Genomic DNA, 24330 nt, shown 5'->3' with positions numbered 1-24330 from the left:
GTAGGGAAGTAGATCTCGACGAATACATGAAATAGGGTATTTTAGAAGAGTAAGGAGGGATAGGAAAAAGAGAGGCTTTAACTAAAACTATAACCAGAGCTATTTAACACCGTACATCGTTAATGCTAATACAGCCATCTTCGTCCATAAACCGTTCTCTGCTTGTTCATATATGACTGATTTCCTTGGGTCATCTATTACCTCGTCATCTGCCTCATATCCCCTGAATATTGGGAGAACGTGCATTAATACACCATGCTTATCCATTAAGTCCATTAGGCTGCGTGTCACCTTCCAGTTCTTATACTTCTCATATATCTTTAATTCCTCATCCTTGAACTTACTGTATCCGAGCTTGACTAGTTGTGGGGAAGCCCAGTTCCTCGGGAACACTGCATGTGCACCTCTGACAGCCTCCTCAAGGTTATCGGTGAACTCTATTGTGCTACCATGTTCTCTTGCCAGTTGCTTAGCTTTTTCAACCAGCTCTGGGTCTAGGTCGAAGCCTGGTGGTCTAGCCACTACTACATCTACTCCGAAGCGTGGGAACAGTATCATGTCCTCCTGGACGCTGCACCATCCTCTTATCTCAGGGCTGTATGCCCACATTATGACATACTTTTTGCCTTCCACGTTTCCGAATCTCTCCCTGAAGGTGAATATGTCGGCTAACCCCTGTGTTGGATGGAACTTGTCATCAGCCATGTTTATTACTGGTATATTTGCCGCGCCAGCCATCTCCCTTATATACGCGTTGCCGACTCCATATAGGTAATCTATGGCTTTATCCAGGATTCTAATCCCTAATCCATGTCCATAGACATCGTACATAGCTGCGACGTCTTTAACGGCTTCACCGGCTTTCTCCTGTTTCCCGAAGGCCATGCGTGTCGTTGTTGCATCAATGAATGCTGCATGTCCCCCTAGGAATACCATGGCTGACTCGAAGGCTGCCCTCGTCCTCGTTGATGGCGCGAAGAATAACATGTAGAATACCTTTCTCTCCAGGATCTTTGGTAATGCCTCCACACCATAGTAATGTGCTATCTCTTTAAACTCCTTAGCTAGTCTAAGCGTTATCTCTAATTCCTCATCGCTCCAGTCAAGGGTTGATATTAGATCTCTACCGCTTAACTCTCTTACCAAGTGTCTTAGGGCCGGCATTAGTTGGACTCACCTTATAATAATTACTTTCACCATAGCCAAGGTAATAAATTTTTAATGTAATCAGGGTGTCCACAGGATTTTGTTTAAAATGCCCTGGCTGATATAGGTTTTAAGAAGGTGTGTGAAGTGCGTGGGAGACTAGTCTTAGTTATAGCAGTCCTAGCTATTATCGTGGCAGTCGCCTTATTATACATGGTGCTACCACCAAGGGAATCTATACCTAGGAGGATTGTTGTATATGCGTACAACGATAAGATAACAGGTATAGATCCAAGCATAGAGGATGACACGGGCTTGGTTATCCTAGGCTCAGTATACGAGCCATTGCTCTACTATAATCCCCTTAAAAACGAGTTCAAGCCGGCTCTCGCAGTGAACTGGAGCAGTAATGAGGATGGTACTGAATGGGTTTTCCACCTGAGACAGGGTGTAAAATTCCATGATGGAACACCATTTAATGCCACGGCTGTAAAGATAAGTGTTGAAAGAGCCCGGGATATATATAGGGAGACAGGGAGGGGTCTAGGATATATATGGGACGCAGTTGAGGAAGTCCAGGTGCTCGATGAGTACACGGTTAAATTCAAGCTTAGCTATCCACAGAGACTAGATATGATCGCGGCTGCAAGCTATGCAGCCTACATATTCTCTCCAAGCGTCCTTGAAAAGAGCTCAGCATCCTCCTACATGGATGAAGCCCTTGAGAGGTGGTTCAATAATGGCAATGATGGTGGCTCAGGACCATATATGATTGTATCCTATCGTCCCGACGCCGAGGTCAGGTTAAAGAAGTTCGATGAATGGTGGGGGTGGAGCATAGTTAACAACCCTGATGCGCCAGATGAAATAATTATAAAGATACTTACAGAGCCCCAATCCCAGTATAATGGACTTATTGCCGGTGAAATAGATATCGCTTCAAGTGTGCCCCGTGACAACATAGGGGACCTTGTAAACAGGGGGTTCAAGGTATTCAATTTAACCACGTATCACAATTACATAATGTTCTTCAATATAAAGAGGTATCCAACAAATATAACAGAGTTCAGGAAGGCAGTGCTCTACATGATCAACCTGGATGAAGCCGTGCAACTAGCCATGAAAGGGTATGCTCTCAAGGGAAGCGGTATAATACCTCATGGTTTCCCAGGGCATATAGATAACCTAGTATACGATTATAACGTAGAGGAAGCATTGAGACACCTCAATCAATCCGGGGTCACTACCCCTGTAACCATTGAGATACTTTACCAGGTGGACTATGAGGAATTAAAGATCTTTGCTGAATATCTGCAGTCGAGGCTTAGAGAGATAGGTGTAAACCTAGTGCTTAATCCACAGCCCTGGTCCCAGTTAAAGGATATCGCCAAGGGTGTTTGGGAGCACCCGGAGTCGACACCGCATATAATTATAGCTGACTGGTGGCCCACCATACCATCCCCATACGACTACCTATACACAATGTTCCATAGTGAGTCAAAGGAGTGGAACTTCGCTGGATACGAGGATCCAGAGTTCGATAACCTGGTTGACACTGCATTCGAGCGCGAGGGAAGTAATTACACGGATGCGATCAACCTTTACAGGGAGGCACAGCTCAAACTATATAATGAAGCAATCGCTGTAAATCTATGGGATGAGCTGAAACCATTTATCTATAGTGGGAAACTGGAGATACCAGAGGAAGCCATGAACCCGCTCTACATGTATGTCGTGTTTTTCCAGTATGTGAAGGTGAAAGCGTAAATTGCCCGTGAGCATCAACTATGTTGTGAAAAGGGTTTTTTGGTGCATCCTAATAGTTCTCGGGATAATTGTTTTTTCATACTTGATCCTCATCTTCTCACCGGGGGATCCAGCCGTTAAATGGGCTGGAAACCCAAGGGGACCGAATGCCTCAATGGCTATTGAGAAAGCCAGGGAGGAGCTTGGACTCAATGATCCACTATACCTGCAGATCGCTAGATTCATATACAACGTTTTCAACGGTAATATAGGGGATAGCATCGCCTATAAGCAACCAGTGCTACCACTCATCTACTCAAGGCTTCAATCAACACTGGAGCTACTTGTAATCGCGTATGTTATAGCTGTACCTCTAGGAGTTTTCCTAGGCATCTACTCAGCGCTGAGAAGGGGTAGTAGGAGTGACTCCTTGATACAGGCTGTCGGCACGATCTTAGCGAACACGCCTACTTTCTGGGTTGCAACAGGGCTCTTCCTAGTGTTTTCGATGTCAGGGATCTCATTATATGGTAGGATTAATACGAGGCTAGCTTTATCAACAGGGTTTCACTCTATAACCGGGTTCTACTTGCTCGACAGCCTTATCCAGGGCAATCTACTTGTTTTCATTGACGTCCTACTACGGCTACTGCCTCCAGCTCTCGCTGTAGCTGTATACCCGCTTGGAGTATTAATCAGGTTAACGAGGACTCTTATGGCTGAGGCGCTCCTAGAGGACTTCGTAAGGACGTCTGTCGCATGGGGGGTTAGAAGGGATATAATCATATGGAGATATGCATTAAAGGCGTCTGTCCCAGGCATAATACAGATAACCGGGCTTTCATTCGCCTACAGCCTCATTGATGCTATGGTTGTGGAATACACGGTGTTCGGTAGGGAGGGGCTTGGGAATCTATTATACGATGCCCTCAACTACTCTGATTTCAGGCTAGCAATAGGCTTAATCACCGTAGTAGCCGTCTTCTACCTCGTGGTTAACACATTAACCGATATAATTCAGGCACTCATAGATCCAAGGGTGAGGCTATGAACAGTATCGAGGCAAATATTAGGGGTGCAGCATACCTTGTCAAGAAACAGTTTAGGAAGACGAGGTTTAAAATAGGTTTAGCAATAGTGTCAGTGGTCACCATTCTAGCCCTGCTCTCACCGATAATGGCTCCGTTCCCAGAGGAGGGCTTAGGCTATGTACCGGAGAACGCTGTAGCGAGGGCCAGGCTTCCGCCCAATCCAGTCAATATATTTGGAACCGATACGAGGGGGAGAGACTTATTTTCTAGAGTGCTCTTTGGCGCCGGATCAGCATTGATCGAGATATTGAGTGTTGTTCTCACGAGTCTCTCTATAGGTATAATTATAGGGGTTTCGGCAGCGTACTTTAAAGGCATCGTGGAACACGTATTGAACTACCTTATCGAATTATTTGTAAGTATACCAGCAATAATAATAGCCCTGGCTTTGAGACTAGCAATAGGGCCCGGCTTATATGTGGTCATACTCGGGTTGATTACAACATGGTGGTCGTGGTATGCTAGGATCGCATATATATATGCTAGAAGCATTGTTGAAATGGATTACGTGGTATTAGCGAGGCTAAGTGGGCTGAGCAGTTTAAAGATAATTTACAGGCATGTGTTAAGGAACACGATTCCACCCGTCCTAGTGCAGGCTGTGACAGATATGGGGAGCGTCCTCTTAGAGGCTACCTCCATAAACTTCATAGGGCTGGGCGTTCCCTTAAACTCGCCCGAGTGGGGGGTTATAATGCTTGAAGGCCTCCCAGTTATTACTATTGCGCCATGGATAACCATGTTCCCCGGCATCTTTCTATTGATCACCGCCCTCGGGTTCAGCTTAATAGGTGATAGCCTAAGAGAAGAGCTGGATCCAAAGATGAGGAGGAGGTGGAGGCTATGGTTCTAGCCGTTAAAGCCGTGGACTTGAAGATAGGTTATATGGATGAGGAGGAAAAGGTTTACTGGGCTGTTAGAGGCGTTAGCTTCCAGGTAAGTGAAGGTGAGATATACTGCCTTGTCGGGGAAAGTGGCTGCGGTAAATCAACGATCGGTAGTGCCATTGCTGGGATATTGCCTTCCCATGCTGTGACGAGGGGCGAGCTCTATATATATGATAAAAAGGTAATTGACAACGAGAAAATGGATTACACCGGGATACGAGGCAGGATTGTCTCATATATACCGCAGAATCCTGGGACAAGCTTGAACCCTTATGAGACCATAGAGGAACAGTTCTACCACGTGTTGAGTAGTGTATACGGCTATGATAAGAGGAAGTCTGTTGAGACAGCTAGAAGATACCTTGCAATGGTTGAACTGGATCCCGATAAAGTACTCGATTACTACCCCCATGAGCTCAGTGGAGGCATGCAACAGAGGGCTGCGATAAGTATAGCGTTGGCTACGGGGGCGCGGATAATCATCGCTGATGAGCCAACCTCCTCACTGGATGCTCACCTCAGGTTGCAATTGATTAGGTTAATGAGGAGGCTGAGGGATACTGTGGGGTTATCCCTAATACTGATAACACATGATCTCGTCTCAGCTGGACGGATATGCGACACCATAGCGGTAATGTATGCTGGTAAAATAGTTGAGGAGGGAAGAGGGGGCCTGCTTCTAACCGAGCCTCTCCACCCATATACTCAAATGCTTGTAGACGCGGTTCCAATCCTGGGGTTGAAGAAGCCGTTGAAGAGTATTCCAGGTGAACCACCCCAAGTCGGGGGCGAGATATCGGGGTGTGTGTTTCGTGAGAGATGCCCTGTTGCATTCGAGAAATGCGGTATACATCCTCCCGAGCTATATATAATGGAGAGGAAGGTCTCATGCTGGAGGTACATGAATCATGGGGCCGGATGATATCATTAGGCTAGAGGATGTCACAGCTGGATATGTTGTTGCTAAACAAGGCATTAAGAGCTTGGCACGAGAGAAGAGAGTGGTGTTGAGAAACATTAATCTAAGGATAAAGGATGGGGAGAGAGTTGTAATCATAGGTGAAAGTGGCTCGGGGAAAACCACCCTGCTAAGGGTTATTCTAGGGCTACTTAAGCCCTTCAACGGGAGAGTATTTGTCATAGGGAAAGATATATATCGTCTAAAATGGAGGGAACGAGTGAAAGTATTAAGGCAGATAGGATATGTTCCACAAGATCCCTATAAAGCATTGAATCCAAGTGTAAAGGTTGGAACAATACTGGAAGAACCCCTAGAAGCACTTGGCATAAGTGAACGGGGTTCCCGGGTTAAAGACATCTTAAGACTTGTGAACTTACCTGAGAATGTTCTTAACATGTATCCAATGGAGTTGAGCGGTGGAATGAGGCAACGTGTGCTTATAGCCAGGGCTATAATACACGATCCCGAAGTACTCATCCTGGATGAGCCAACCTCAGCGCTGGATGTATCAATGCAGGCCCAGATAGTGAACTTGATAAATGAAATACATAGGAAGCTCGAACTCGCTGTCCTCACTGTTACCCATGACCTCGGTGTTGCACAGTACCTGGCCGATAAAGCAGTGGTATTATATAGGGGTGAAATAATTGAGGAGGGCGACATAGATTCTATAATCAAGAACCCGAGAAACGAGTATACAAGACTACTTGTCTCGAGCTACTAGGTTTGGCTCTAAAGGGCGAGGCTTTCGGTTGTAAAGCTAGTATGAAAACACTCTTATTCTCCATAGCTTGCCCTATCTCAAGTGGGGCTTTTACCTCAATGCTCGGCCTCAATGATCATCATCCAGCTATAATGCAAGCATGAAAGCCCATAAACATTCTGCCATCCCGCCATAAAGAGCAATGCTTTCAGTTGTAACAAGGTAGCAATAGGTGTATGCAGGGGTACTTTGGGAAGCCGGAGGGAGCAGGGAACCAGGAATGAGGAGGTGAAGCAAAGCAATTAAAAATATTTAGTGGTAATTAAATAATGACGAAGAGACCCGAACCCACCGGCACCTTAAGGGTGAGTGTATTAAACGTTCACCATGGGTGGTGAAGACTGCTTGAGTAGACCGGTGTTTCTACCATCTAGGCAGTATAGGATAGTATCCATACTAGTGGAGAAGAAGGCCATAGATATTAATACTCTTGCCCAATTAATTGAAGGCAGGCCAGAAGATTTAATGAGGGATCTCGCTGAACTAGAGGGGAGGAAGTTAATTAGAATCCTTAAGCAGGCAGTGAAAATACCTGTTTTAACAAGTGAGGCATACTTCTACCTGGAGAAGGGGATGCCAGAGGAACAGGTATACAGGGTGTTCGATAAGTGTGTTAATAAACCGCTCAACGAGTTCATTCAGTGCATTAGAGAACATGCAGGTATACCAGAGGAAATAGTAAAGATAGGGTTACAGTATCATTTGAAGTCGAAGTGCCTGGTAGTCTTGAATGGCTTGATCGTCAAGGGGGAGGAAGAAAAGTGTATTGAATTAATGAAAAGTGCTGAGAAAATTAGGGAGAGCCTCGAGTTAATCAGGGATAAGGGCGAGACACCCCCCGACATAGAGTTACTTAGGAGGAGGCATCTAATAGAGTTGAGGGATAGGACGAGTATCACTGTATCACCGATGCCGGAGCTCTTAGACCTCTATGGGAATGGATTGGTGAGGGAAAAAGAGGTATTAACCATAGTAAAACCAGCTCTAACCCCTACACTAGATCAATACATTATAAAGGAATTCGATCTCTCAATAGAACCTCCCGCCATACCCTTGGCTAGGAAGCATCCCTTTATGGAGTTTATAGATGATCTAAGGGATATCCTAATATCGATGGGTTTCGAAGAGGTTAAAGGACCCCATGTAGAGGCTGAGTTCTGGAATTTCGATGTCCTATTTCAAGCACAGGATCACCCGGCTAGGGAGATACATGATACATTCTTCCTGAAGACTGATCTACGGGCTAAGATACCTGCTTGGCTCCTCGAGAAGGCTGGCAGAATACATGAAGAAGGATGGAGGTATAAGTGGAGCCCTGAGAGATCTCTAAGACTAGTCTTAAGAAGCCAGACGACGGCTGTTTCTGCTAGAGCTATATATGAGAGGGGAGAGGGTGAGTACAGGGTTTTCACGATAGATAGGAACTTCAGGCCCGAGAACCTTGACGCTAAGCACAGTATGGAGTTCCATCAGTTGGATGGAGTGATCGTGGGCAGGGATGTTAACTTCAAGCACCTCCTGTATTTCTTCAAGGAGCTTGCAGCAGCCTTAGGGATAAAGGAGGTCTGGTTTAAACCAGGCTACTTCCCCTTTACTGAGCCAAGTGTTGAGGGGTATATTAAACACCCGAGGCTTGGATGGGTTGAGGTGTTTCCCGGGGGTGTTTTCCGACCTGAGGTCATGAATATTCTTGGAGCACCGGGTGTTAGGGCTATTGCATGGGGTATAGGTGTAGACAGGCTGGCTATGACTGTGCTGGACTTAAACGATATCAGGCTATTATTCACCAGGGATCTCGACGTGTTGGAGAACATTAAGTATAATGGATTGCCATTCTTTAAGTCGAGAACAACCGGTAGAGAGGTAAGGGTTGTAGAGTACCCATACTAGGTAAGGGTTTAGTGTTCATGAGGTTTTTCACATCATTCTTCTACGGTATACACCCGAGTAAATGCTATGGCTACATAGTGAACATAGATCCCCTTCTCCCCCCGGGCAAGTGTGCCTTGAACTGCCCGTACTGTCCTTTACCAATTAGAGAAGTCGTTGGGAAAGGTTATAGTGTAAGAGTCAACATTGAACACTTTAAATCAATACTGGAGAAGCATGGCGACGTGCTCGCGGAGGTTAAACGCGTCAGGATATGGGGATTCGGCGATCCATTCCTAGTTGAGAACCTCGGTGAATTATTAATGGTTCTAAGGGAGTATATGCGTAGTCGTGGCGTAGATGGATCGCTAATATTACACTCCAGCGGGCTGACACTCCACAGGACGGTGAAGATGAATACGGCTGAATTAATAGATGAGGTTGGAGTGGCCTTTCCATGGTGCATCGGTGAACATCCTCTTCATGGTTTCGGAGGACTAATTAACGTGTTGCAATCATTTCCCGAGAAAGATAGACTCGTTATAGAGGTGCTTGCATATAGGAGGAATAGTGAGATATATCCGGATCCCCTGTTGCTTCAAGAACTATCCTCTTGTATTAAGAAAACCGGTGTTAACAGGATACGTGTCAAAACCCTCTCGAGACCCTCGTTCAACGAGGAACTCAAACCCGTATCTCGGCGGGTATTAAATGATATCGTGAGGCATCTAGAGGAGGATGGCTTCGACGTGTCGACATGTAACATGAATCTACCACCATTGGGGAGCATTAAGATTAGTGGGCTCTTAGAAGTAATATATAATCACATACTCAGGCTTCCATTGTCAACTAGGGATATATTACAGGTTTATGGTGAAAACGGGCTTATAGCAGTGAAGAATATTGTTGATGAGCAAAAAGCTGTTACAAGGGTCTGGGAGAACACATTGTTCTATAGGGGTATACCGTAGGATTATTAGTTCCTCACCTATGCAATGATGCAGGCTCCGTGAGGGGCACCGGAGCAATGATGGTTGCCCTAGAGGAGCCAGAACCCCCGTCCTGAAGGGCGGGGAGCCGTCAGCTAATGGCTCGAGAATTTACTAAATTAATCTAGGTTATTTGCGAGCTGTGAAGCCAAGGGAGATCCTTATCCTTAGTTGCACTAGGGGTAGAACCATGATTTAAAAAGTGGCGGTTATTTAGAAATAATCCTTAGAAAAACCGGTATGGTGATTCCATGAGGATTAGCCCTGTGTTCATCGTGAGGTCGTTAATTATAGCGGCCGTCTATACTGCTGTAACCTTGATGCTTGGATACATATCGTATGGTGAACTACAGTTTAGGGTGAGCGATGCAATGATAATATTACCGTTGATAGCTAACATGGGTTTGGATGCCGTTGTTGGCTTAACCATAGGTGGGCTGCTTGGGAATTTAGCGAGCCCCTTCATACCATGGGACTGGGTCTTTGGACCACTGGCTAATCTAGCAGCTTCAACTATTATTTACCTAGTTGGGAGAACCAGGTTGAACACTTATGTAAAGCTTGCTGTATCCTCGGTACTCGCCTCTCTAGCTATTGCCGTGATAGTGGGATACGAGTTAACAGCGATATATGGGCTCCCAGAGCTAACTATGCTCTATATTTTCATAAGTGAGCTAGTCATTATAGGTGTCATAGGTGGGTTAGTATATAGGTCTCTCAAGGTGTTTTTTAAGTGAACAGGGTAAGAGGGGTAGATTTATCAATAGGTTATTCGCCGGGTAAACCATTAATAGAGGATGCAGAATTCACTCTGGGCCCCGGGCTCCACGTATTAATCGGTGCTAATGGAAGTGGTAAGTCGACGCTGTTGAAGACGATAGCTGGGATAATAAAGCCTTTAAAGGGTAGTGTAGAGGTAAATGGTGTAAATATACATGATATGCATAGGCGGGAAGCAGTAAGGCTCGTGGGATATGTGTGGCAGAACCCTTTCCACGGCTTCATAGAGGCTACTGTTGAAAGGGAGATATCGTTCATCACGAGGATGACTGGGGCACGGGTAAATGGTGAGATACTCTACAGGCTAGTGGATATGGAGTTAATGGATAGAAACCCGTTTACACTAAGCGGGGGAGAGGCTAGGAGGGTTGCGCTTGCAAGCGTTCTCTCAATAGATCAACCGGTATGGTTGCTTGATGAACCCTTCTCGGATCTAGATTACAACGGCTATCTTATCCTCGCGGAGCTAATAAGGTATGGAGTTAAAAACGGTAAGGTAATCGTTGTGACAACACATATTGTTTCACTACTTGATCCATTAGAGCCAAGTACTTTTCTATTAATAGATAGGGGTAGGAGACGACTGATCAAGGGAGACTGGAGGGATTTAACCGATGACCTATTACTTGGGGCAGGTATAATTCCGAGGAGGATTTCATGTGGCACTACTATATGAATCAGTGATGTTGCAGGATAGGGATACATGGCTCAGTAGGAAGTGGCTCATCTTATTAAAGTTAACCCTCCTCATTGTTAACCTGGCCATCATAGTCCTAGATAATCCCTATATCACCTTATTACTCACCGTTGTATACGTGGTCTTCTATGCTAGTATAAGAGCTTTGAAACTAGTTTACTCCGCTCTCTTAATGTACATACCCCCTATCTCGGCTATTGCATTATTAACATACCTAGTAGGCAACCTCTCCATGCATCACTTGAACCTCTATATATATGGGTTCTCCCTAATCCTCTCCATACTACTTATCTTCTCAACAAGCAAGCGCGAGGATCTACTTAGGTTGCTATCGAAGATAAGGCTTGATATGGCGTACTCGTTGACCCTCAACATATTCGAGGAGCTGAGACAAATGGTTGACTCTAAGATAGCACGTGGATGGGAGCCCGGCTTCAACCCATTTAAATACTATGTTGTAATAATAGATGCAATAAAATTAACGATAATTAGGTTGCAGGAAGTAGAAGAGGCTTTAAGAGCTCGTGGAATAGAATAGCATGTCCCGCCTAAGATGGATTATGTAAATAAAAGGATGAATAAGGTAAAAAGATATATCCCCGGGTTAAAATTATCTTCTGGAGACCTCTACGACGAGGGGTACTAGCCGTCCTTTCACGACATCAACTAAGCCTTTATCAGTTATACGTAAATCCGGGATTACTGGCAGAGATACAAGCGCTAGAGTCATAAAGAAAGACTCGAAATCCAGTTGGAAGCGTGTTCTCAAAGTGTTAACCATGTCAAGGTATTCCCTGAATACCTCATCTGGTTCCTTTATACTCATTAATCCAGCAAGCTTCAACTCTATTTCAGATACTATTTTACCATCGTCAACAACGACTATTCCACCCTGGAGCCTTATAACCCTCTCTACGGCAATCCTCATGTCCTCCTTGTTCCAGCCTGCTACAATTAAATTATGCGTGTCATGTGCTATTGTCTGCGCTATTGCCCCTGCCTTAAAGCCTAGTCCCTTGATTAGCCCACTGCTATGAGACCCGGTGGCTTTATGCCTGTCTATCACTGTTATATACATTATATCTCTACTTGGATCTGGGAGTACATTGTGCTCGGAAACCTCTACGTCCAGTATCCTCCACTTGGTGAGGGCTGAGCCTGGTGCAACCTCTATTACGTTGGCCAACACGCTCCCTTCTTTTACCTCTGCGCGTGGGGGGATGCGTAGTGAGGAGGGATCCACCCCTATTTTCACGGTGTTTAATGCTTCCTCGGGGTATTGTGCTCTCTCTATTACCTTCTTTAACTCGCCCTCATAGTATATTATAGAGCCATTCGCTATGGTTGTCACAGGTTTTATATAGTCTATTCTCTCCGTGATCACTATGTCACCCAGTCTCCCAGGAGTTATCGAGCCTATCTGATCCTCTAGATGCAGCCTTAACGCTGGATTTATCGTGGCGTATTGGATCGCTTTAACGGGGTCGACACCATACTCTATTGCTAGGTTGATTATTCTATCCATATGACCCTTCGTGAATAAGTCGAAGACATTTACGTCATCGCTTACGAAGCTGCATAGCATACACTCTCTATTCCTTATCAATGGAAGGAGAGCCTTTAGATCCCTCCATGCACTCCCCTCCCTGATGAATATATACATTCCACGTCTAAGCTTCTCTAAGGCCTCCCCGCTACCGGTTGATTCATGGTCACTCAATATTCCAGCCGCGATGTAAGCATCTAGTTTTTCATCACTGAGGAGCGGTGCGTGTCCATCGATAATCATCCCCCTCTCGCTGGCAGCCCGTATCTTAGATAATACTTCCCTGTTGGCGTTTACAACACTTATGAAGTCCATGACTTCTCCTAAGCCAATGATGCCATCCATGCTTAATGCTTCCTCGACTTCTCTAGAGGACACGATATTACCGGGCGTCTCAAGCATATAGGATGGATCTGTGGCCGGTACACAGCTTGGCACCTCATAGAGTATTTTCAGCGGTAGCTCCCTGGATACTTTGGTGAATATCTCTAGCCCCTTCAACCCTAGGACGTTGGCTATTTCATGTGGATCGGCAACCACAGTTGTTGTACCATGCTTTAAAGCAATCTTGGAGAAACCTATTGGATCCAGCAGGGTTGATTCGATATGTATGTGGAGGTCTATGAAGCCTGGCACAGCATACCTTTTCCTTCCATCTATTACGATGGTCCTCGACGATATATATCTCGAGACATCAGGGATCTCCCCGATCCTAGCTATTCTGCGCCCCTTAATTATTATGCTTGCATCCTCCAGTATCTCACCCGTGGTTGAGGATACAAGGTTTATATTGGTTACCACAATGTCTGCTGGCGTACGCCCCATCGCCGTATTTATTAGCTCGGCTCTTTCATCAGGGTTGAAGCTCGCTAGGTAGGATGGCAATCAACCACCTTTAACCCTTTTTGATGTATTTCTCACTATGCAGGGTTATTAACTTTTACGAAATAAACCAATTATGTGGGTGGACTATTTGGCGGACATATATATTAGAGGCGGTTGGATAATAACCATGGATTCCTCGAGAAGGATAATTCGCGACGGTGCTGTAGTAGTAGAGGATGGGGAAGTCAGAGCTGTAGGTAAGAGGGAGGTGCTTGACAAGGATTACCGTTATTACTCAGATATAGTAATCAATGCTGAGAGAGACATAGTGATGCCAGGGCTAATCAACACGCATGTACACCTAGCCCAAGGCCTGCTGAGGGCATGCGCTGACTACCTACCTCTAATCCCCTGGTTGAAGGATAGAGTTTGGCCGCTTCAAGGTAACTATAGGCCTGAGGAGGCATTGGCGTCAGCTAAACTAGTAACCCTTGAAATGATTAAATCAGGGACAACGGCTTTCCTTGAGACAGGGTTGGTGGGGCGCTATGGTGTGGATAATATAGTGGAATTCCTACACGGCTCAGGGATAAGGGCTGCTATTGCTAGACACGTAATGGATTTGAAAGGCTATGCATTAGAGGAAAACATCCTACACGAGGGGCTAGTTGAGCCAGGGGACACTAGTTTCAATGACACGCTGAGATTACATAGCAAATATCATGGATGGGATAATAGGATATGGATATGGTTTGGGCCAAGAACCCCTGGAGCCGTAAGCCTTGAACTCTATAGAAAAATCTCTGAGAAAGCCAAGGAGTTGAAGACAGGCATAACAATGCACCTCGCAGAAGTAAGGGATGACGTTGAATACACTGTTAAGACATTTGGTAAAAAACCAGTTGAATTCGCTCACTGGCTGGGATTAACGGGGCCGAATGTTGTCCTGGTACACGTAGTATGGGTTAGCGATGAGGAGGTAAGGCTTCTCGGTGAAACCGGCACCTCTGTCAGCCATAATCCCTCAAGCAATATGAAGCTGGCTAGTGGGGCAGCCAGGGTCTCGGATATGTTGTCTAATGGGGTTAACGTAGCCTTGGGGACTGATGGTGGTCCAAGCAATAACACATATGACTTGGTAAGGGAGATGAAGCATGCTGCACTGCTCCAACCCCTTAGAACGCTGAGGGCTGACGCGATAAGGGCTGAGCAGGTCCTTGAGATGGCTACTATAAATGGTGCACGGGCATTAATGATCGATAATATTACTGGGAGCATAGAGATCGGTAAGAGGGCGGATATAATAGTGATTGACTACTGGAACCCGCATTTACATCCATTGAACAACCCTGTCTCGCACATTGTCTATGCTGCCTCAGGACATGATGTAAAACACAGCATTATAGATGGGAGATTAGTGATGTTTAATAGGAAAACACTCACGCTAAACGAGGAGGAGATAATAGAGGAAGCGGAGAAGGCGGCTTGGAATCTATATAGTCGTGCCGGGATATGTAGGGAGCCTGATGTAGTATGGCCGCTGGTTTAGTCTTCAATATACAAACAAAAAGGTCCTGTACACTCTTAATGGACAAGCTTAATCACTGATTCATAAACCATAACACAATATCTTTAATTGAAACAATAGCTTAAAACCAGTACATTTTTATCATAATCTTTATACATTCATATTGATTGGAAACAGTGATTGAGTAATAGTTATTAATCATATTTTATATCAAACATAAACGTGTTCAGTGGGAACTGTTTTTACAAAACATAAAGTTTAAATATGGCAACATACTAAATAAAGTAAACGAAAGAATGGAGGGAAAAGGAATGCCCGAGAAGCTAAAGTTCTTCGATCTAAAGGCGAAGAAGTACTTCGAGACAGACCAGTACGAGGTTGTAGTGAAGGAGACCAAGAGGGGCAAGATAAAGATAGCCTTCGCTGTTAGCCCCTATTCCGGCAAGAAGTTCGCCAGAATCCTTGGTCCAGCAAAGTAGGCTTAAAGAAATACTCTAAGGAATAAATTATTTTTTAATTATCGCTACCTCGTACCCTAATTCTTTTAGCTATGTGCCAGTGCAGACTTCTGTGGGTGGTTTTGATTTAAGCGACTCTCTTAGAGAAACTATTTTCTCCAGGGCATCGATAAAGTAGTCTACTTCCTCTAATGTATTATATATGTAGTAGCTCGCCCTCACAGTACCCTTTAATCCAAGCCTATAGTGCAATGGGTGCGCACAATGCATCCCAGTTCTCACAGCTATACCGAATAAGTCGAGTGCCGAGCCAACCGTGTGGTGGTTTAACCCCTTTATATTGAATGCTATTACACCAGTCTTATCGTGTGGATTGCGTGGACCATAATATTCTACATCCTCGATCTCGTTAAACCTCTTCAATGTGTATTCAACCAATGTTTTCTCGTGTTCACGTATATTCTCCATACCTATTTTCAACAGGTAGTCTACTGCAGCACCTAATCCGATGCCCCCTGCTATATTAGGTGTGCCTGCTTCAAATCTCCATGGTAGGTCATGCCATACTACATCATCTAATGTGACATCCTTGATTGTATCTCCACCAACTTTAAATGGATGCATGGATTCAAGGAGCTCTTGTCTACCCCATAGGACACCTATCCCGGTGGGACCGAGCATTTTATGCCCGCTAAAGGCGAGGAAGTCTATTTCAAGCTCCCTTATATTTGTCGGGAGATGTGGGACGCTTTGAGCTCCGTCGGCAACAACTATTGCTCCAACACTATGGGCTAACCTAGCTATCCTTCGTGAATCATTTATCGTGCCCAGGACATTGCTTGCTATAGGGAAGGCTACTACACGTGTTTTCTCGGTGATAAACTCCTCTAGTAGTTCATACTTTAAGTATCCATCATTAGTTATATCGATATATTTCACCTTGGCATTCCTGAGCTTCGCTATCAGTCTCCATGGAAGCATACTGCTATGGTGATCCATAACTGTCAATATTATTTCATCGCCCTCCCTGAGATTCCATAGCCCCCATCCATAGGCAACTATGTTCAATGCCTCGGTGGTATTACTACAGAAAATAATCTCTCTCCATGAGTAGGCGTTAATGAACTTGGCTACCTTCTCATGTGCTTCCTCATACATCTGGCTAGCCTCCTGGCTCAGGGTGTGGAATCCACGGTGTACATTAGCGTTGTGCTGCATGTAGAAGTCTCTGATAGCGTTGATCACCTGGATAGGCTTCTGAGTCGTCGCTGCGTTGTCGAAGTAGACCAGCTTCTTACCGTTGACCTCTCTGTTAAGGATGGGGAAATCCCTACGTATTTCCTCCGGGTCAATCATCCATGACACCTATTAAATGACATAGCAATAGCCCTAAATATAGCTGACCTTCTCCCTCGTTCTAAAGGATGAGGCTTTCACTTATAAAAACAATGATTCAACCAGTTAGGGACCTATGATTCCCGGGATCCTTGGATGAGGGGACGCGTATGCTATGTGTCGGAGTCCATGGATGTATTTTACCAGTCTCTCGACACCCATACCCCATCCACATGAGGGTTGTATTGCCCCTGCTTTAGCCAGCTCGAGGAACCACCTGTATTTCTCAAGCGGTTCTCCATGATACTTTATTCTTTCAACTAGTTTCTCGTATCTATACTCCCTGCACCCGCCATCCAGTACCTCGCCTGCATGGCCCGGTAGAATCAGGTTGTAGTCTATATTGTATCCTGGTTTCTCGGGATCCGGCATATAATAAAAGCCCCTGCTCACCGTGGGGAAGCCGTGTAGCCACACTGGGGTCCCATATATATCTCCTAGTGCTGCCTCAGCCTCGAAGCTTATTTCCTTACCGTGTTCAAGTCTATACCCTTTCCTCTCCAACAACTCTAGTGCCGAGTCGTAGTCTATCCTAGGGTAGGGTGGTTTTGTAATAGTCTTCTCTAGGAAATCTACCTGGTTGTACGTTAGGAGTTCGCTGTGATGGTTGAGTATATATCTCACTGTTTTATATAGTGTTTCCTCAGCCAGCCTCATCATATCGCTGGCTGTGGTTATAGAGGCTTCGACATCTAGTTGAGTGAATTCAACTAGGTGTCTCCCAGTATACATGTTTTCAGGTGGCTCTATTCTGAGATTCCTGGCTGCGTAATATATCTTCTCGAGTAGCGAGGCATATAGTTGCTTATACATGATGACGCTGCTTTGCACCTCATATGTCTCACCATATATTTCAACAACGGCTTTTCCCGCTCCACGCAGACCTGGATCGCTTACATGACCTATTATTGGGGCCGGTAATTCCATGAAACCACGCTCATCAAGTATACGTCTCATAGTCCTCAATACTATAGAATATGTCTTAACAACCCGTAGTATTTCAGGGTGTCTAATATATATAGGGTAGTTTCTCACATACTCAGCCAGGTCTAAGGGCACGTTATCCACGCATATTTTCGCGGGCTCTAATGGTTTATGGAGAACCTTGAAATCGTTTACCTTCAACCCCTGCTCAGTTAGCACCCCGGTTATTAATACTGTTGACTCACATGGTAGTGAAGTAATATCCCTAGCCTTCTCACCCAGGATTCTTATCTCTTTCTCGCCCGTGGCATCTCTTACAAGGATTCTCGAGGAGTCGAGGGGTTTTATCCTTGCATATATGGCTATTTCTTCACCTAGGAATAGTTTATGCACAGGGATTTTTAGACTACGTGTTAAATAACATCCCTTTCACCTGTCAACCACATAGTATCCTCTGGATGGTTTTTAAATCTTTAGACTAAGACATATATATCTTCATTATTGATCAAGACGGTGTATATGATTTAACCACGGATCCCCCCATTAAAGCGTAGACCTCCACATGGTTCTTCAAGGGTGTTGACGATATCTTTGGTACAAGTATTTCATCCACCTGGAATATCCCAGCTCGCTCCGTCATGTTCACGTTTATTCTTACAGAGAATCTCTCGGAGGGGAGTATTTCAACGGATTTTATGCTAAGCGCTGAAACACTATGTATGGAGATACCTCCAAGCCTATAGGGTACCCTCGCCCTCCCTTCAGCCATATCGACGCCGTCACCTACTTTAACGCATCCGGCCTCATAGGTGAGGCACTCTACGTCATAGCTTGTACAATATATTGCATGTGCTATCTCCTGCCTCAACTTAGTTCTGGTTAATTGATCCGTGATCAACTTCTCAAGAACCCTCTCGATAATTGGTATAGCCAGTAGGGCCCCTATCCTTTCATGCATGTCCCTGTGGATGCTATTACCTATATCATGAAGCAGTGATCCTATTAATGGTATAAGCCATGTATATTCAATATTCTCCACAACCCCATCCTTTAATAGGGAGGGCTGGACTCCTTTGGAGAGAAGTAACTGGTATATATAGAGTGATGCACCGGCGGCTATATGTGCATGCACTGATCCATGGTCATTATATTTTAAGCGGTTTACAGCCATAACATTAGCCATGCTCCATAACGCCTGAACCTCTGGATCATTTACTAATAGCGTGTATGCCTGTTTAAGGAAGGGATTCCCAGATAATATGGATTCGATGAGTTTCGGGTTAACTAAAACCATCACTTATCCCTTTACAGGTGTTTCCATGTAAATACTAAATAAACCCTAATATTAATTATTCAATACATAACATAGATATTGGCATGGCATGCTTCTAAAGGTGTACCCTGTGCCACTGGTTACAATAAAGCTGATTAAGCCAGGCTTACTCAGCGGTGTTAAGACACGGTTTTACGCCTGGGATAGTGGTAATCCACCCAAGGAGCTTAACGGTCTACACCCTTTAGCTGAGATTATCAGTCCCCGCATAGATTTTACGTGGTTTGAGAAACCGCATGAGAAAATCACCTCAGAAAAGTACATTGCTGAATTCAAAGGCTTTATTAAGATAGATGAGCCCGGAGTATACAGGTTTTACGTGGTTTCAGGTAACGGTGTTCTATTCTCCCTTGGCGACGAAATACTTATTGATGCATGGTCCAGCCAGGGGTCCCAGATATATAGTAGTCCCGAGATAAGGTTGAATAAGGGTTTCAAAAGGATAGTACTGCTCTACTATAGCAGGGCTAGACATAGCGAGATAAGGCTTGGATGGGTGAAACCAGGGGGTAGAGTAGAGGTAATCCCAGATGATAGATACTATTTCTCGATCGGTGAGCACGTATTCATCACTGGGTTACCCGACGGCTATGTGGTGAAGATGCTGCCATTAAGGGATACATCATCAGAGAAGACATGTGTCTCCTTAATGAATATATGCATGATGGAAGTACCGTGGAAGGAGCAACCGCTTGAAGCCTACGTAAGCATATATAATAGAGAAGGGAAGGTGTTCGCCAGGTTCTCCGAGCCGCTGGTGTTCTTCGGTGGCGACGAATATATCATTGAATACCTTGGAGGCCAACATTAATATTGATAATTCACATTGAAAATAGCATGCACCAGGGATCTACCAGGGGGTCTCAGGCTTGAATGAGGTTTCCGTGTTAATGTTGTTAATAGGTATAGGTGTTCTTGTACAGGTGTTTTTCAAGCGGATCCTGGGATTAGACGAGCTCTTCGAGAGAATATTGAAAAAGCTTGTTGATTTCATCTACTATCTACTAATACCCCTAGCATTCATAAAGACCTATACAGAGAGGGGTGTCATGGCGAATGATTTATGGTTGATGGCTTCATTCATAATATTTCTAGTTATCTCCATGGCATCCCTGAGACTTATCGCTGGACACTGGAGTAAAGACTATTATAGTGCATTACTTATCACATCCATATTTCCCAACGCAGTCTTCCTTGGTTTCCCGGTTTCACTTGCATTATTCGGATCCATACATGTCGCATCAATATACGGGCTTGTAACACTCGTCCTTAATGTCGTGGTACCGGATATTATCGCGCTGGGTAAAGCCTCGCTGATAAGGCTCATCGAAATGCCGGCACTACTAGGCTTTATCATAGGGTTGACTGGACACTACCTGTTCCCCAAGGAATTAGCCGAGGCCATCGTTAACACATTGTGGTGGGCACCCTACGCGTTAAGCTATACAGCTACAATGATCCTGGGAGCTAGGCTACCGCTAAGAGTGGATGTACTGCGGGGAAACATCAAGTTCATAGCGCTCACCTCTATATATAGGTTCATGGTTGCACCACTAGTCACATGTATAGTACTGCTTATACCTAGTGTGGATTGGAGTATTGTTGCACAGGCCATCATAGTCTCAATGATGCCTCCCGCCGTGTTAAATACACTGATTGCAAGCAAGTATGGATGGGTGCCTGAATTAGTTGCATCCACTACATTTATTCTGACATCAATAGTGGTTCTATGCCTCCCCTTCATCAACCTAATGATTTAGGCGATCACTAAGCGGTAGTACTCTGACTCCGGGATATGCCATCTGCCATGGATATTGACAGCCTGATCCTACCTCCTTTAATCCACTTCACGACAATAACACAGCTTACTCGAGTTCCTCAACAACTATTGGGACATCTATCTTGAATAACTTGCCTCCCCTAATTATCTCCAGCTGAATAACACCCGTATCTATGCTCTCCTCTATAGCCTCCTTTAACTCACTGGTTTTCCTCATAGGTTTTCCATTAGCTGACACTATTACATCTCCCTCCTTAATGCCCTTTCTATAAGCTGGCATACCCGGCACAACCCTTACAACTAACAACCCCTCCTTTACTGGTAGCCTATATATTGAGGAAGTGGTCGGGTTTAATGGTGCTACGTAGACCCCTATCCATGCTCTCAGCGGCCTACCATATTTTCTAATGATCTCTATGAAGCGCTTCACCGTGTTCACCGGTATGGCGAATCCGATTCCCTGTGCGTAAGGTATTATCGCCGTTGCTACCCCAATAGCCTCTCCATTCAAGTTCACGAGCGGCCCCCCGCTATTGCCTGGGTTTATTGCGGCATCTGTCTGAATGAGGTCCTCTAGTATTACTTCACCACTTGAGAGCGTTCTTCCCACTGCGCTTATTACTCCTAGTGTGACGCTGGGACCTGGTAATCCTAGTGGAGATCCTATGGCTAATACTATTTCGCCGGGCTTAACCATGTTAGAGTCTCCTAGTTTTATTGGCACACCATGTCTCTCAGTCCTTAGGAGGGCTAGGTCCCTGCTTGGATCTATGGCTACTATCTCAGCCTCACTGATGAATCCATCACTAAACATTATCTTAATGACTGATGCATTTCTAACCACATGTGCATTGGTTACTACTAGGCCCTCTGAAACAATGAAGCCTGATCCATAGCTTCTAGCCTGCTCCTGGCTGAAGAAGAACGGGATTGGATAAGATATTTGAGTAGCTATGGTTACCACTGACGACTCTATCTCCTCAACCATTCTAGTTAGCTTCATGGATAACTCGGAGGGATCCATTGTAAATCACTAGTGTAAAATCAGGGTGAAATAATTAAAATACTTTAATCTTTATTAAGCCTATGTCTCGGCGTGAATAATTCTGGACATATATTGCATTTGAGGGAGTTGATTAAGGGTTCTACGTTCTTATGGATGTGGCAAAACCGCTTCTCTGCCAGTAAAGTAGCTATGGCTAAGTGTATTTCCCTCTCTACCTCGTAACCGCTGAGTCCATTGCTCAATATTTTGCCTACTATGTTATCTATTAGTTCATTGATCCTGGGGTCCTCTAAAGGATTGAAGCCGGTTCCCTTTTCACCTTTAATATATCGTGTTATTAGTGATGGGGATACAGACAGGATTTCAGCTATCTTTACTCTTGGAATCCCCTTTTCATATAGCTTAATAGTAATGCCCCTCTTGATCGAGGGCTCAATATGTCTATAGACTATTTCAAAAACGCTTTTCACAATACCACAATCCTCTTCTTTATCTCCTCGGGGTTATTAACTATCTCAGTCATATCCTCAACTATTTCTATCGTGCCCAGCTGCTTTCCACTGGGATCCTTGACGGGTGCAATAATAACTCTTATTATTCTATCACCGAGCCTCGTCCAGAACTCTCTGTATTTAAATTTACCTTGTTTCAGGGCCTCTACATTGGTTTTGACATAGCCTTCCAGCCTTGGTGGATGACAGTACTCTAGTCTTCTACCAATGATGGTCTTGGCTCTAGCGAATCCCCCTGCAAGCTCGCTTTCAGTGAAGAATCTAACTCTGTCATTGATGTCTGCATAGGTTATCTCAAGCGGTAGCGTCCTGAATATAGCCTTTATCTCCTCGGGTGTCAGGAACCCGGTCTCGAGATCCAGGTCTCCCTCACGTCTAGCCACGTATGTATCTATTTTCACGCTTCCCGCTTCAACCACTTGCCTGAATTCCTGTGGTAGTTTTTCAAGCTTCTCCTTGCTTACTTTGAGGTGCTCCTCGCTTAATTCATATGGTAGTATCGGCTTCGCCAGTGGTCTCCACTCTCCTTCTTTCCTAACTATGTAACCAATATTGTCTGCTATTTCAGCTATACCCGCCCACTCCCCCTCACTTAGTAGCACCCATACCGATGGATAGAGTATCTTGTTTTCACGAAATACTAGTTCACCTATCTCTGCTGAGAGGCTACGTAGCTCGCTGGCTATCTTAGACACTTCTTCTGCGGGTATTCCTCCACTCTCCAGGCCCTGGAGCTTCTTCGATAAGTCTCTTATCTTCACGATGACCTGGTCTTCTCTCCCCCATAGAACGCGTGGAACAGCTATTATCCCCCGTTTCTCTAGATATGGGAATATCAGCATCTGGTTCTTCCTGTAGTGTATCCGTATCTTTCTGAGTTCATTCAGCAATGTTTTTACACTGCCTAGAATACCTGTAACCTCCTTCTCATCCCTGGCTGATTCAAGGAGGGATGCGTATAATCCTAATGCCTCACTCCACTTCAGTATCTCCTGGTTTTCCTGGATTAATAGATCCAGTGGATGGCCTCTCGGGACATCCTTCAACTCCCTACTAGCTAATACCTCTCTGAATAACTCAACGTGGAGATCGCATAGCTTTAATATATCGTCCACTCTGAAGCCCTCCTTGAGGAGTTCCTGCTCTATAAAAGGTATTTCAACTGGTGAAACCTGGGAGAGCTCATACCTGTATTTCTCCTTTAACTCCTTTACATCGACTCCTTGATGGAGTTGCTTTATCAGGTTTTTCACTATCTCTTTTTTCTCATTGCTTATACTCGGTTTTGATGTCATCTTGTTCACCATGTGTATATTGAGTAATATCCCCTTATAAATTTGACCCGGGTCAAATAATCATTGATAACACAGCGGCTTGGAACTATGGGCCGGTGTTCCTCGCTGCGGAGGCATCAATGAGGTCGGAGATACCTTTATCGCTACATTACAGGTGTAGTTCTGGAGTGATAGTGTGGGGGTTCCTGTTGGCACAGGAGATTTAGGGCTACATTTCTTTGCTCACACTTCAAGGCGGGGAGTTAGGTCGGGCTTAGTTGAATATTATCCAAACGAGGTATCCCATAAAGTAGGTATGGTTCTGGCCGGGATTCGACAAATGGAATGTAGGTAAGGCAACTGTGGTGAATTTAAATGTATGCGTCGGCTTTGATTATGTCGGTGAGTATTGCTGGATAGATATTTATAACGCCATCCATATTCTTTATCTCCTCATGTATTTTCTTTAATTCATCACTATCCCTTGCCCATATTACTGCGAGTAGCTCGTGATCCCCCGATGTCAACGCGATGTATTTAACATATTCCTTCTCCCTTAGTTTCGATGCTACCTCGAATAATTTATCTGGTTTGACATTTATACCGGTGAAGCTGATCTTATTGTATCCCAGGCTAGCCGGGTTAACTATTAACGCATACTTCCTTATCACACCTCTTTCCTCCAGTTTTCTAACCCTTTTAATCACTGCTACATCACTTAGCTTCAGCTTCATCGCGATTTCTCTAAAGGGTTTTCTAGCGTTCTCCATTAACTCCTTTATTATAAACATGTCAATCTCGTCAAGCAAGTCTAATCACC

Annotated in this window: 23 protein-coding genes; 14 read left to right on the top strand and 9 right to left on the bottom strand. The window is 44.8% G+C overall.

Translation table 11 applies throughout. From position 1 onward, the window contains the following. Positions 1-99: 99 nt before the first annotated feature. Positions 100-1164 carry an ornithine carbamoyltransferase gene (locus QXV08_RS05200; protein ID WP_342785071.1) on the bottom strand — a complete coding sequence of 355 codons (1065 nt, stop codon included), beginning with the start codon at positions 1162-1164 and terminating at the stop codon, positions 100-102. A 129-nt stretch (positions 1165-1293) separates the two neighbouring features. Between QXV08_RS05200 and QXV08_RS05195 the strand changes: the two genes are divergently transcribed. The 10 genes from QXV08_RS05195 (at position 1294) to QXV08_RS05150 (ending at position 11467) form a co-directional block, all read left to right on the top strand. After that, positions 1294-2913 (top strand): ABC transporter substrate-binding protein, encoded by a 1620-nt coding sequence (locus tag QXV08_RS05195; RefSeq protein ID WP_342785073.1) that lies wholly within the window; start codon positions 1294-1296, stop codon positions 2911-2913. Position 2914: 1 nt separating this feature from the next. Next, positions 2915-3943, top strand: a complete 1029-nt coding sequence (locus QXV08_RS05190) for an ABC transporter permease (RefSeq protein WP_342785075.1) — start codon at positions 2915-2917, stop codon at positions 3941-3943. Then, complete coding sequence (locus QXV08_RS05185; RefSeq protein ID WP_342785077.1) at positions 3940-4836, top strand: ABC transporter permease; 897 nt, start codon at positions 3940-3942, stop codon at positions 4834-4836. The genes QXV08_RS05190 and QXV08_RS05185 overlap by 4 nt, the downstream gene beginning before the upstream one ends. Next, a complete protein-coding gene (locus QXV08_RS05180) occupies positions 4827-5792 on the top strand; it encodes an ABC transporter ATP-binding protein (RefSeq protein ID WP_342785079.1) in 966 nt (321 codons plus the stop codon). The genes QXV08_RS05185 and QXV08_RS05180 overlap by 10 nt, the downstream gene beginning before the upstream one ends. Further along, positions 5779-6555 (top strand): ABC transporter ATP-binding protein, encoded by a 777-nt coding sequence (locus QXV08_RS05175; protein WP_342785081.1) that lies wholly within the window; start codon positions 5779-5781, stop codon positions 6553-6555. Before QXV08_RS05180 ends, QXV08_RS05175 begins: the two co-directional genes overlap by 14 nt. A gap of 366 nt (positions 6556-6921) precedes the next feature. Beyond that, on the top strand, positions 6922-8484 hold the full coding sequence (locus QXV08_RS05170) for a phenylalanine--tRNA ligase subunit alpha (RefSeq protein ID WP_342791481.1): 1563 nt from the start codon (positions 6922-6924) through the stop codon (positions 8482-8484). Positions 8485-8501: 17 nt separating this feature from the next. Then, positions 8502-9434 (top strand): radical SAM protein, encoded by a 933-nt coding sequence (locus tag QXV08_RS05165; RefSeq protein WP_342785085.1) that lies wholly within the window; start codon positions 8502-8504, stop codon positions 9432-9434. 269 nt (positions 9435-9703) lie between these two features. Further along, entirely contained in the window at positions 9704-10189 is a 486-nt protein-coding gene (locus QXV08_RS05160) for a QueT transporter family protein (RefSeq protein WP_342785087.1), read from the top strand. 53 nt (positions 10190-10242) lie between these two features. After that, positions 10243-10908 carry an ABC transporter ATP-binding protein gene (locus QXV08_RS05155; RefSeq protein WP_404990981.1) on the top strand — a complete coding sequence of 222 codons (666 nt, stop codon included), beginning with the start codon at positions 10243-10245 and terminating at the stop codon, positions 10906-10908. Beyond that, on the top strand, positions 10892-11467 hold the full coding sequence (locus QXV08_RS05150) for a hypothetical protein (RefSeq protein ID WP_342785091.1): 576 nt from the start codon (positions 10892-10894) through the stop codon (positions 11465-11467). Before QXV08_RS05155 ends, QXV08_RS05150 begins: the two co-directional genes overlap by 17 nt. Positions 11468-11539: 72 nt before the next feature. Here the strand turns inward: QXV08_RS05150 and ade are convergent, their stop codons facing one another. Continuing rightward, entirely contained in the window at positions 11540-13300 is a 1761-nt protein-coding gene (ade, locus tag QXV08_RS05145; RefSeq protein WP_342785371.1) for an adenine deaminase, read from the bottom strand. Between the two features lie 148 nt (positions 13301-13448). Between ade and QXV08_RS05140 the strand changes: the two genes are divergently transcribed. Both QXV08_RS05140 and QXV08_RS05135 read left to right on the top strand, forming a co-directional pair. Further along, the gene (locus tag QXV08_RS05140; protein WP_342785094.1) at positions 13449-14849 is read left to right on the top strand and encodes an amidohydrolase; all 1401 of its coding nucleotides are present in this window, start codon (positions 13449-13451) and stop codon (positions 14847-14849) included. Between the two features lie 290 nt (positions 14850-15139). Beyond that, positions 15140-15307 carry a hypothetical protein gene (locus QXV08_RS05135; protein ID WP_014767131.1) on the top strand — a complete coding sequence of 56 codons (168 nt, stop codon included), beginning with the start codon at positions 15140-15142 and terminating at the stop codon, positions 15305-15307. 69 nt (positions 15308-15376) lie between these two features. On the opposite strand, the gene QXV08_RS05130 is transcribed toward QXV08_RS05135, so the two are convergent. The 3 genes from QXV08_RS05130 to QXV08_RS05120 form a co-directional block, all read right to left on the bottom strand. Next, the gene (locus QXV08_RS05130; protein ID WP_342785099.1) at positions 15377-16642 is read right to left on the bottom strand and encodes a SufS family cysteine desulfurase; all 1266 of its coding nucleotides are present in this window, start codon (positions 16640-16642) and stop codon (positions 15377-15379) included. A gap of 105 nt (positions 16643-16747) precedes the next feature. Further along, complete coding sequence (locus tag QXV08_RS05125) at positions 16748-17998, bottom strand: asparagine synthetase A (RefSeq protein WP_342785101.1); 1251 nt, start codon at positions 17996-17998, stop codon at positions 16748-16750. Between the two features lie 112 nt (positions 17999-18110). Then, positions 18111-18899, bottom strand: a complete 789-nt coding sequence (locus QXV08_RS05120; protein ID WP_342785103.1) for a phosphohydrolase — start codon at positions 18897-18899, stop codon at positions 18111-18113. Between the two features lie 109 nt (positions 18900-19008). Here QXV08_RS05120 and QXV08_RS05115 point away from each other — a divergent pair, with 109 nt between their 5' ends. Together QXV08_RS05115 and QXV08_RS05110 are read left to right on the top strand one after the other, a co-directional pair. Then, complete coding sequence (locus QXV08_RS05115) at positions 19009-19749, top strand: PA14 domain-containing protein (protein WP_342785105.1); 741 nt, start codon at positions 19009-19011, stop codon at positions 19747-19749. 58 nt (positions 19750-19807) lie between these two features. Then, on the top strand, positions 19808-20698 hold the full coding sequence (locus QXV08_RS05110; protein WP_342785107.1) for a transporter: 891 nt from the start codon (positions 19808-19810) through the stop codon (positions 20696-20698). Positions 20699-20803: 105 nt separating this feature from the next. Here QXV08_RS05110 and QXV08_RS05105 read toward each other — a convergent pair whose 3' ends face one another. The 4 genes from QXV08_RS05105 to QXV08_RS05090 all read right to left on the bottom strand — a co-directional run bounded on the left by QXV08_RS05105 (position 20804) and on the right by QXV08_RS05090 (position 24319). Further along, entirely contained in the window at positions 20804-21742 is a 939-nt protein-coding gene (locus QXV08_RS05105; RefSeq protein WP_342785109.1) for a trypsin-like peptidase domain-containing protein, read from the bottom strand. 44 nt (positions 21743-21786) lie between these two features. Then, positions 21787-22194, bottom strand: a complete 408-nt coding sequence (locus QXV08_RS05100; RefSeq protein WP_342785111.1) for a hypothetical protein — start codon at positions 22192-22194, stop codon at positions 21787-21789. Continuing rightward, entirely contained in the window at positions 22191-23543 is a 1353-nt protein-coding gene (locus QXV08_RS05095; RefSeq protein ID WP_342788200.1) for a DUF438 domain-containing protein, read from the bottom strand. The genes QXV08_RS05100 and QXV08_RS05095 overlap by 4 nt, the downstream gene beginning before the upstream one ends. 338 nt (positions 23544-23881) lie before the next feature. Further along, positions 23882-24319, bottom strand: coding sequence for an Lrp/AsnC family transcriptional regulator (locus tag QXV08_RS05090; protein ID WP_342785115.1), 438 nt, complete (start codon positions 24317-24319; stop codon positions 23882-23884). Between the last annotated feature and the right edge of the window lie 11 nt (positions 24320-24330).

Source organism: Desulfurococcus sp. (assembly GCF_038881575.1).
GTDB lineage: Archaea > Thermoproteota > Thermoprotei_A > Sulfolobales > Desulfurococcaceae > Desulfurococcus.
Note: the sequence above shows the minus strand (reverse complement) of the source record. Positions and strands in the feature narration are given on the sequence as shown.

What these genes read in the sequence shown, in the direction of transcription:
- QXV08_RS05180 (WP_342785079.1), top strand. Translation starts at nt 4,827, where the DNA reads ATGGTTCTAGCCGTTAAAGCCGTGGACTTGAAGATAGGTTATATGGAT.
- QXV08_RS05135 (WP_014767131.1), top strand. Translation starts at nt 15,140, where the DNA reads ATGCCCGAGAAGCTAAAGTTCTTCGATCTAAAGGCGAAGAAGTACTTC.
- ade (WP_342785371.1), bottom strand. Translation starts at nt 13,300, where the DNA reads ATGGGGCGTACGCCAGCAGACATTGTGGTAACCAATATAAACCTTGTA.
- QXV08_RS05105 (WP_342785109.1), bottom strand. Translation starts at nt 21,742, where the DNA reads ATGGATCCCTCCGAGTTATCCATGAAGCTAACTAGAATGGTTGAGGAG.
- QXV08_RS05175 (WP_342785081.1), top strand. Translation starts at nt 5,779, where the DNA reads ATGGGGCCGGATGATATCATTAGGCTAGAGGATGTCACAGCTGGATAT.
- QXV08_RS05170 (WP_342791481.1), top strand. Translation starts at nt 6,922, where the DNA reads ATGGGTGGTGAAGACTGCTTGAGTAGACCGGTGTTTCTACCATCTAGG.
- QXV08_RS05165 (WP_342785085.1), top strand. Translation starts at nt 8,502, where the DNA reads ATGAGGTTTTTCACATCATTCTTCTACGGTATACACCCGAGTAAATGC.
- QXV08_RS05095 (WP_342788200.1), bottom strand. Translation starts at nt 23,543, where the DNA reads ATGGTGAACAAGATGACATCAAAACCGAGTATAAGCAATGAGAAAAAA.
- QXV08_RS05160 (WP_342785087.1), top strand. Translation starts at nt 9,704, where the DNA reads ATGAGGATTAGCCCTGTGTTCATCGTGAGGTCGTTAATTATAGCGGCC.
- QXV08_RS05120 (WP_342785103.1), bottom strand. Translation starts at nt 18,899, where the DNA reads ATGGTTTTAGTTAACCCGAAACTCATCGAATCCATATTATCTGGGAAT.
- QXV08_RS05130 (WP_342785099.1), bottom strand. Translation starts at nt 16,642, where the DNA reads ATGATTGACCCGGAGGAAATACGTAGGGATTTCCCCATCCTTAACAGA.
- QXV08_RS05200 (WP_342785071.1), bottom strand. Translation starts at nt 1,164, where the DNA reads ATGCCGGCCCTAAGACACTTGGTAAGAGAGTTAAGCGGTAGAGATCTA.
- QXV08_RS05185 (WP_342785077.1), top strand. Translation starts at nt 3,940, where the DNA reads ATGAACAGTATCGAGGCAAATATTAGGGGTGCAGCATACCTTGTCAAG.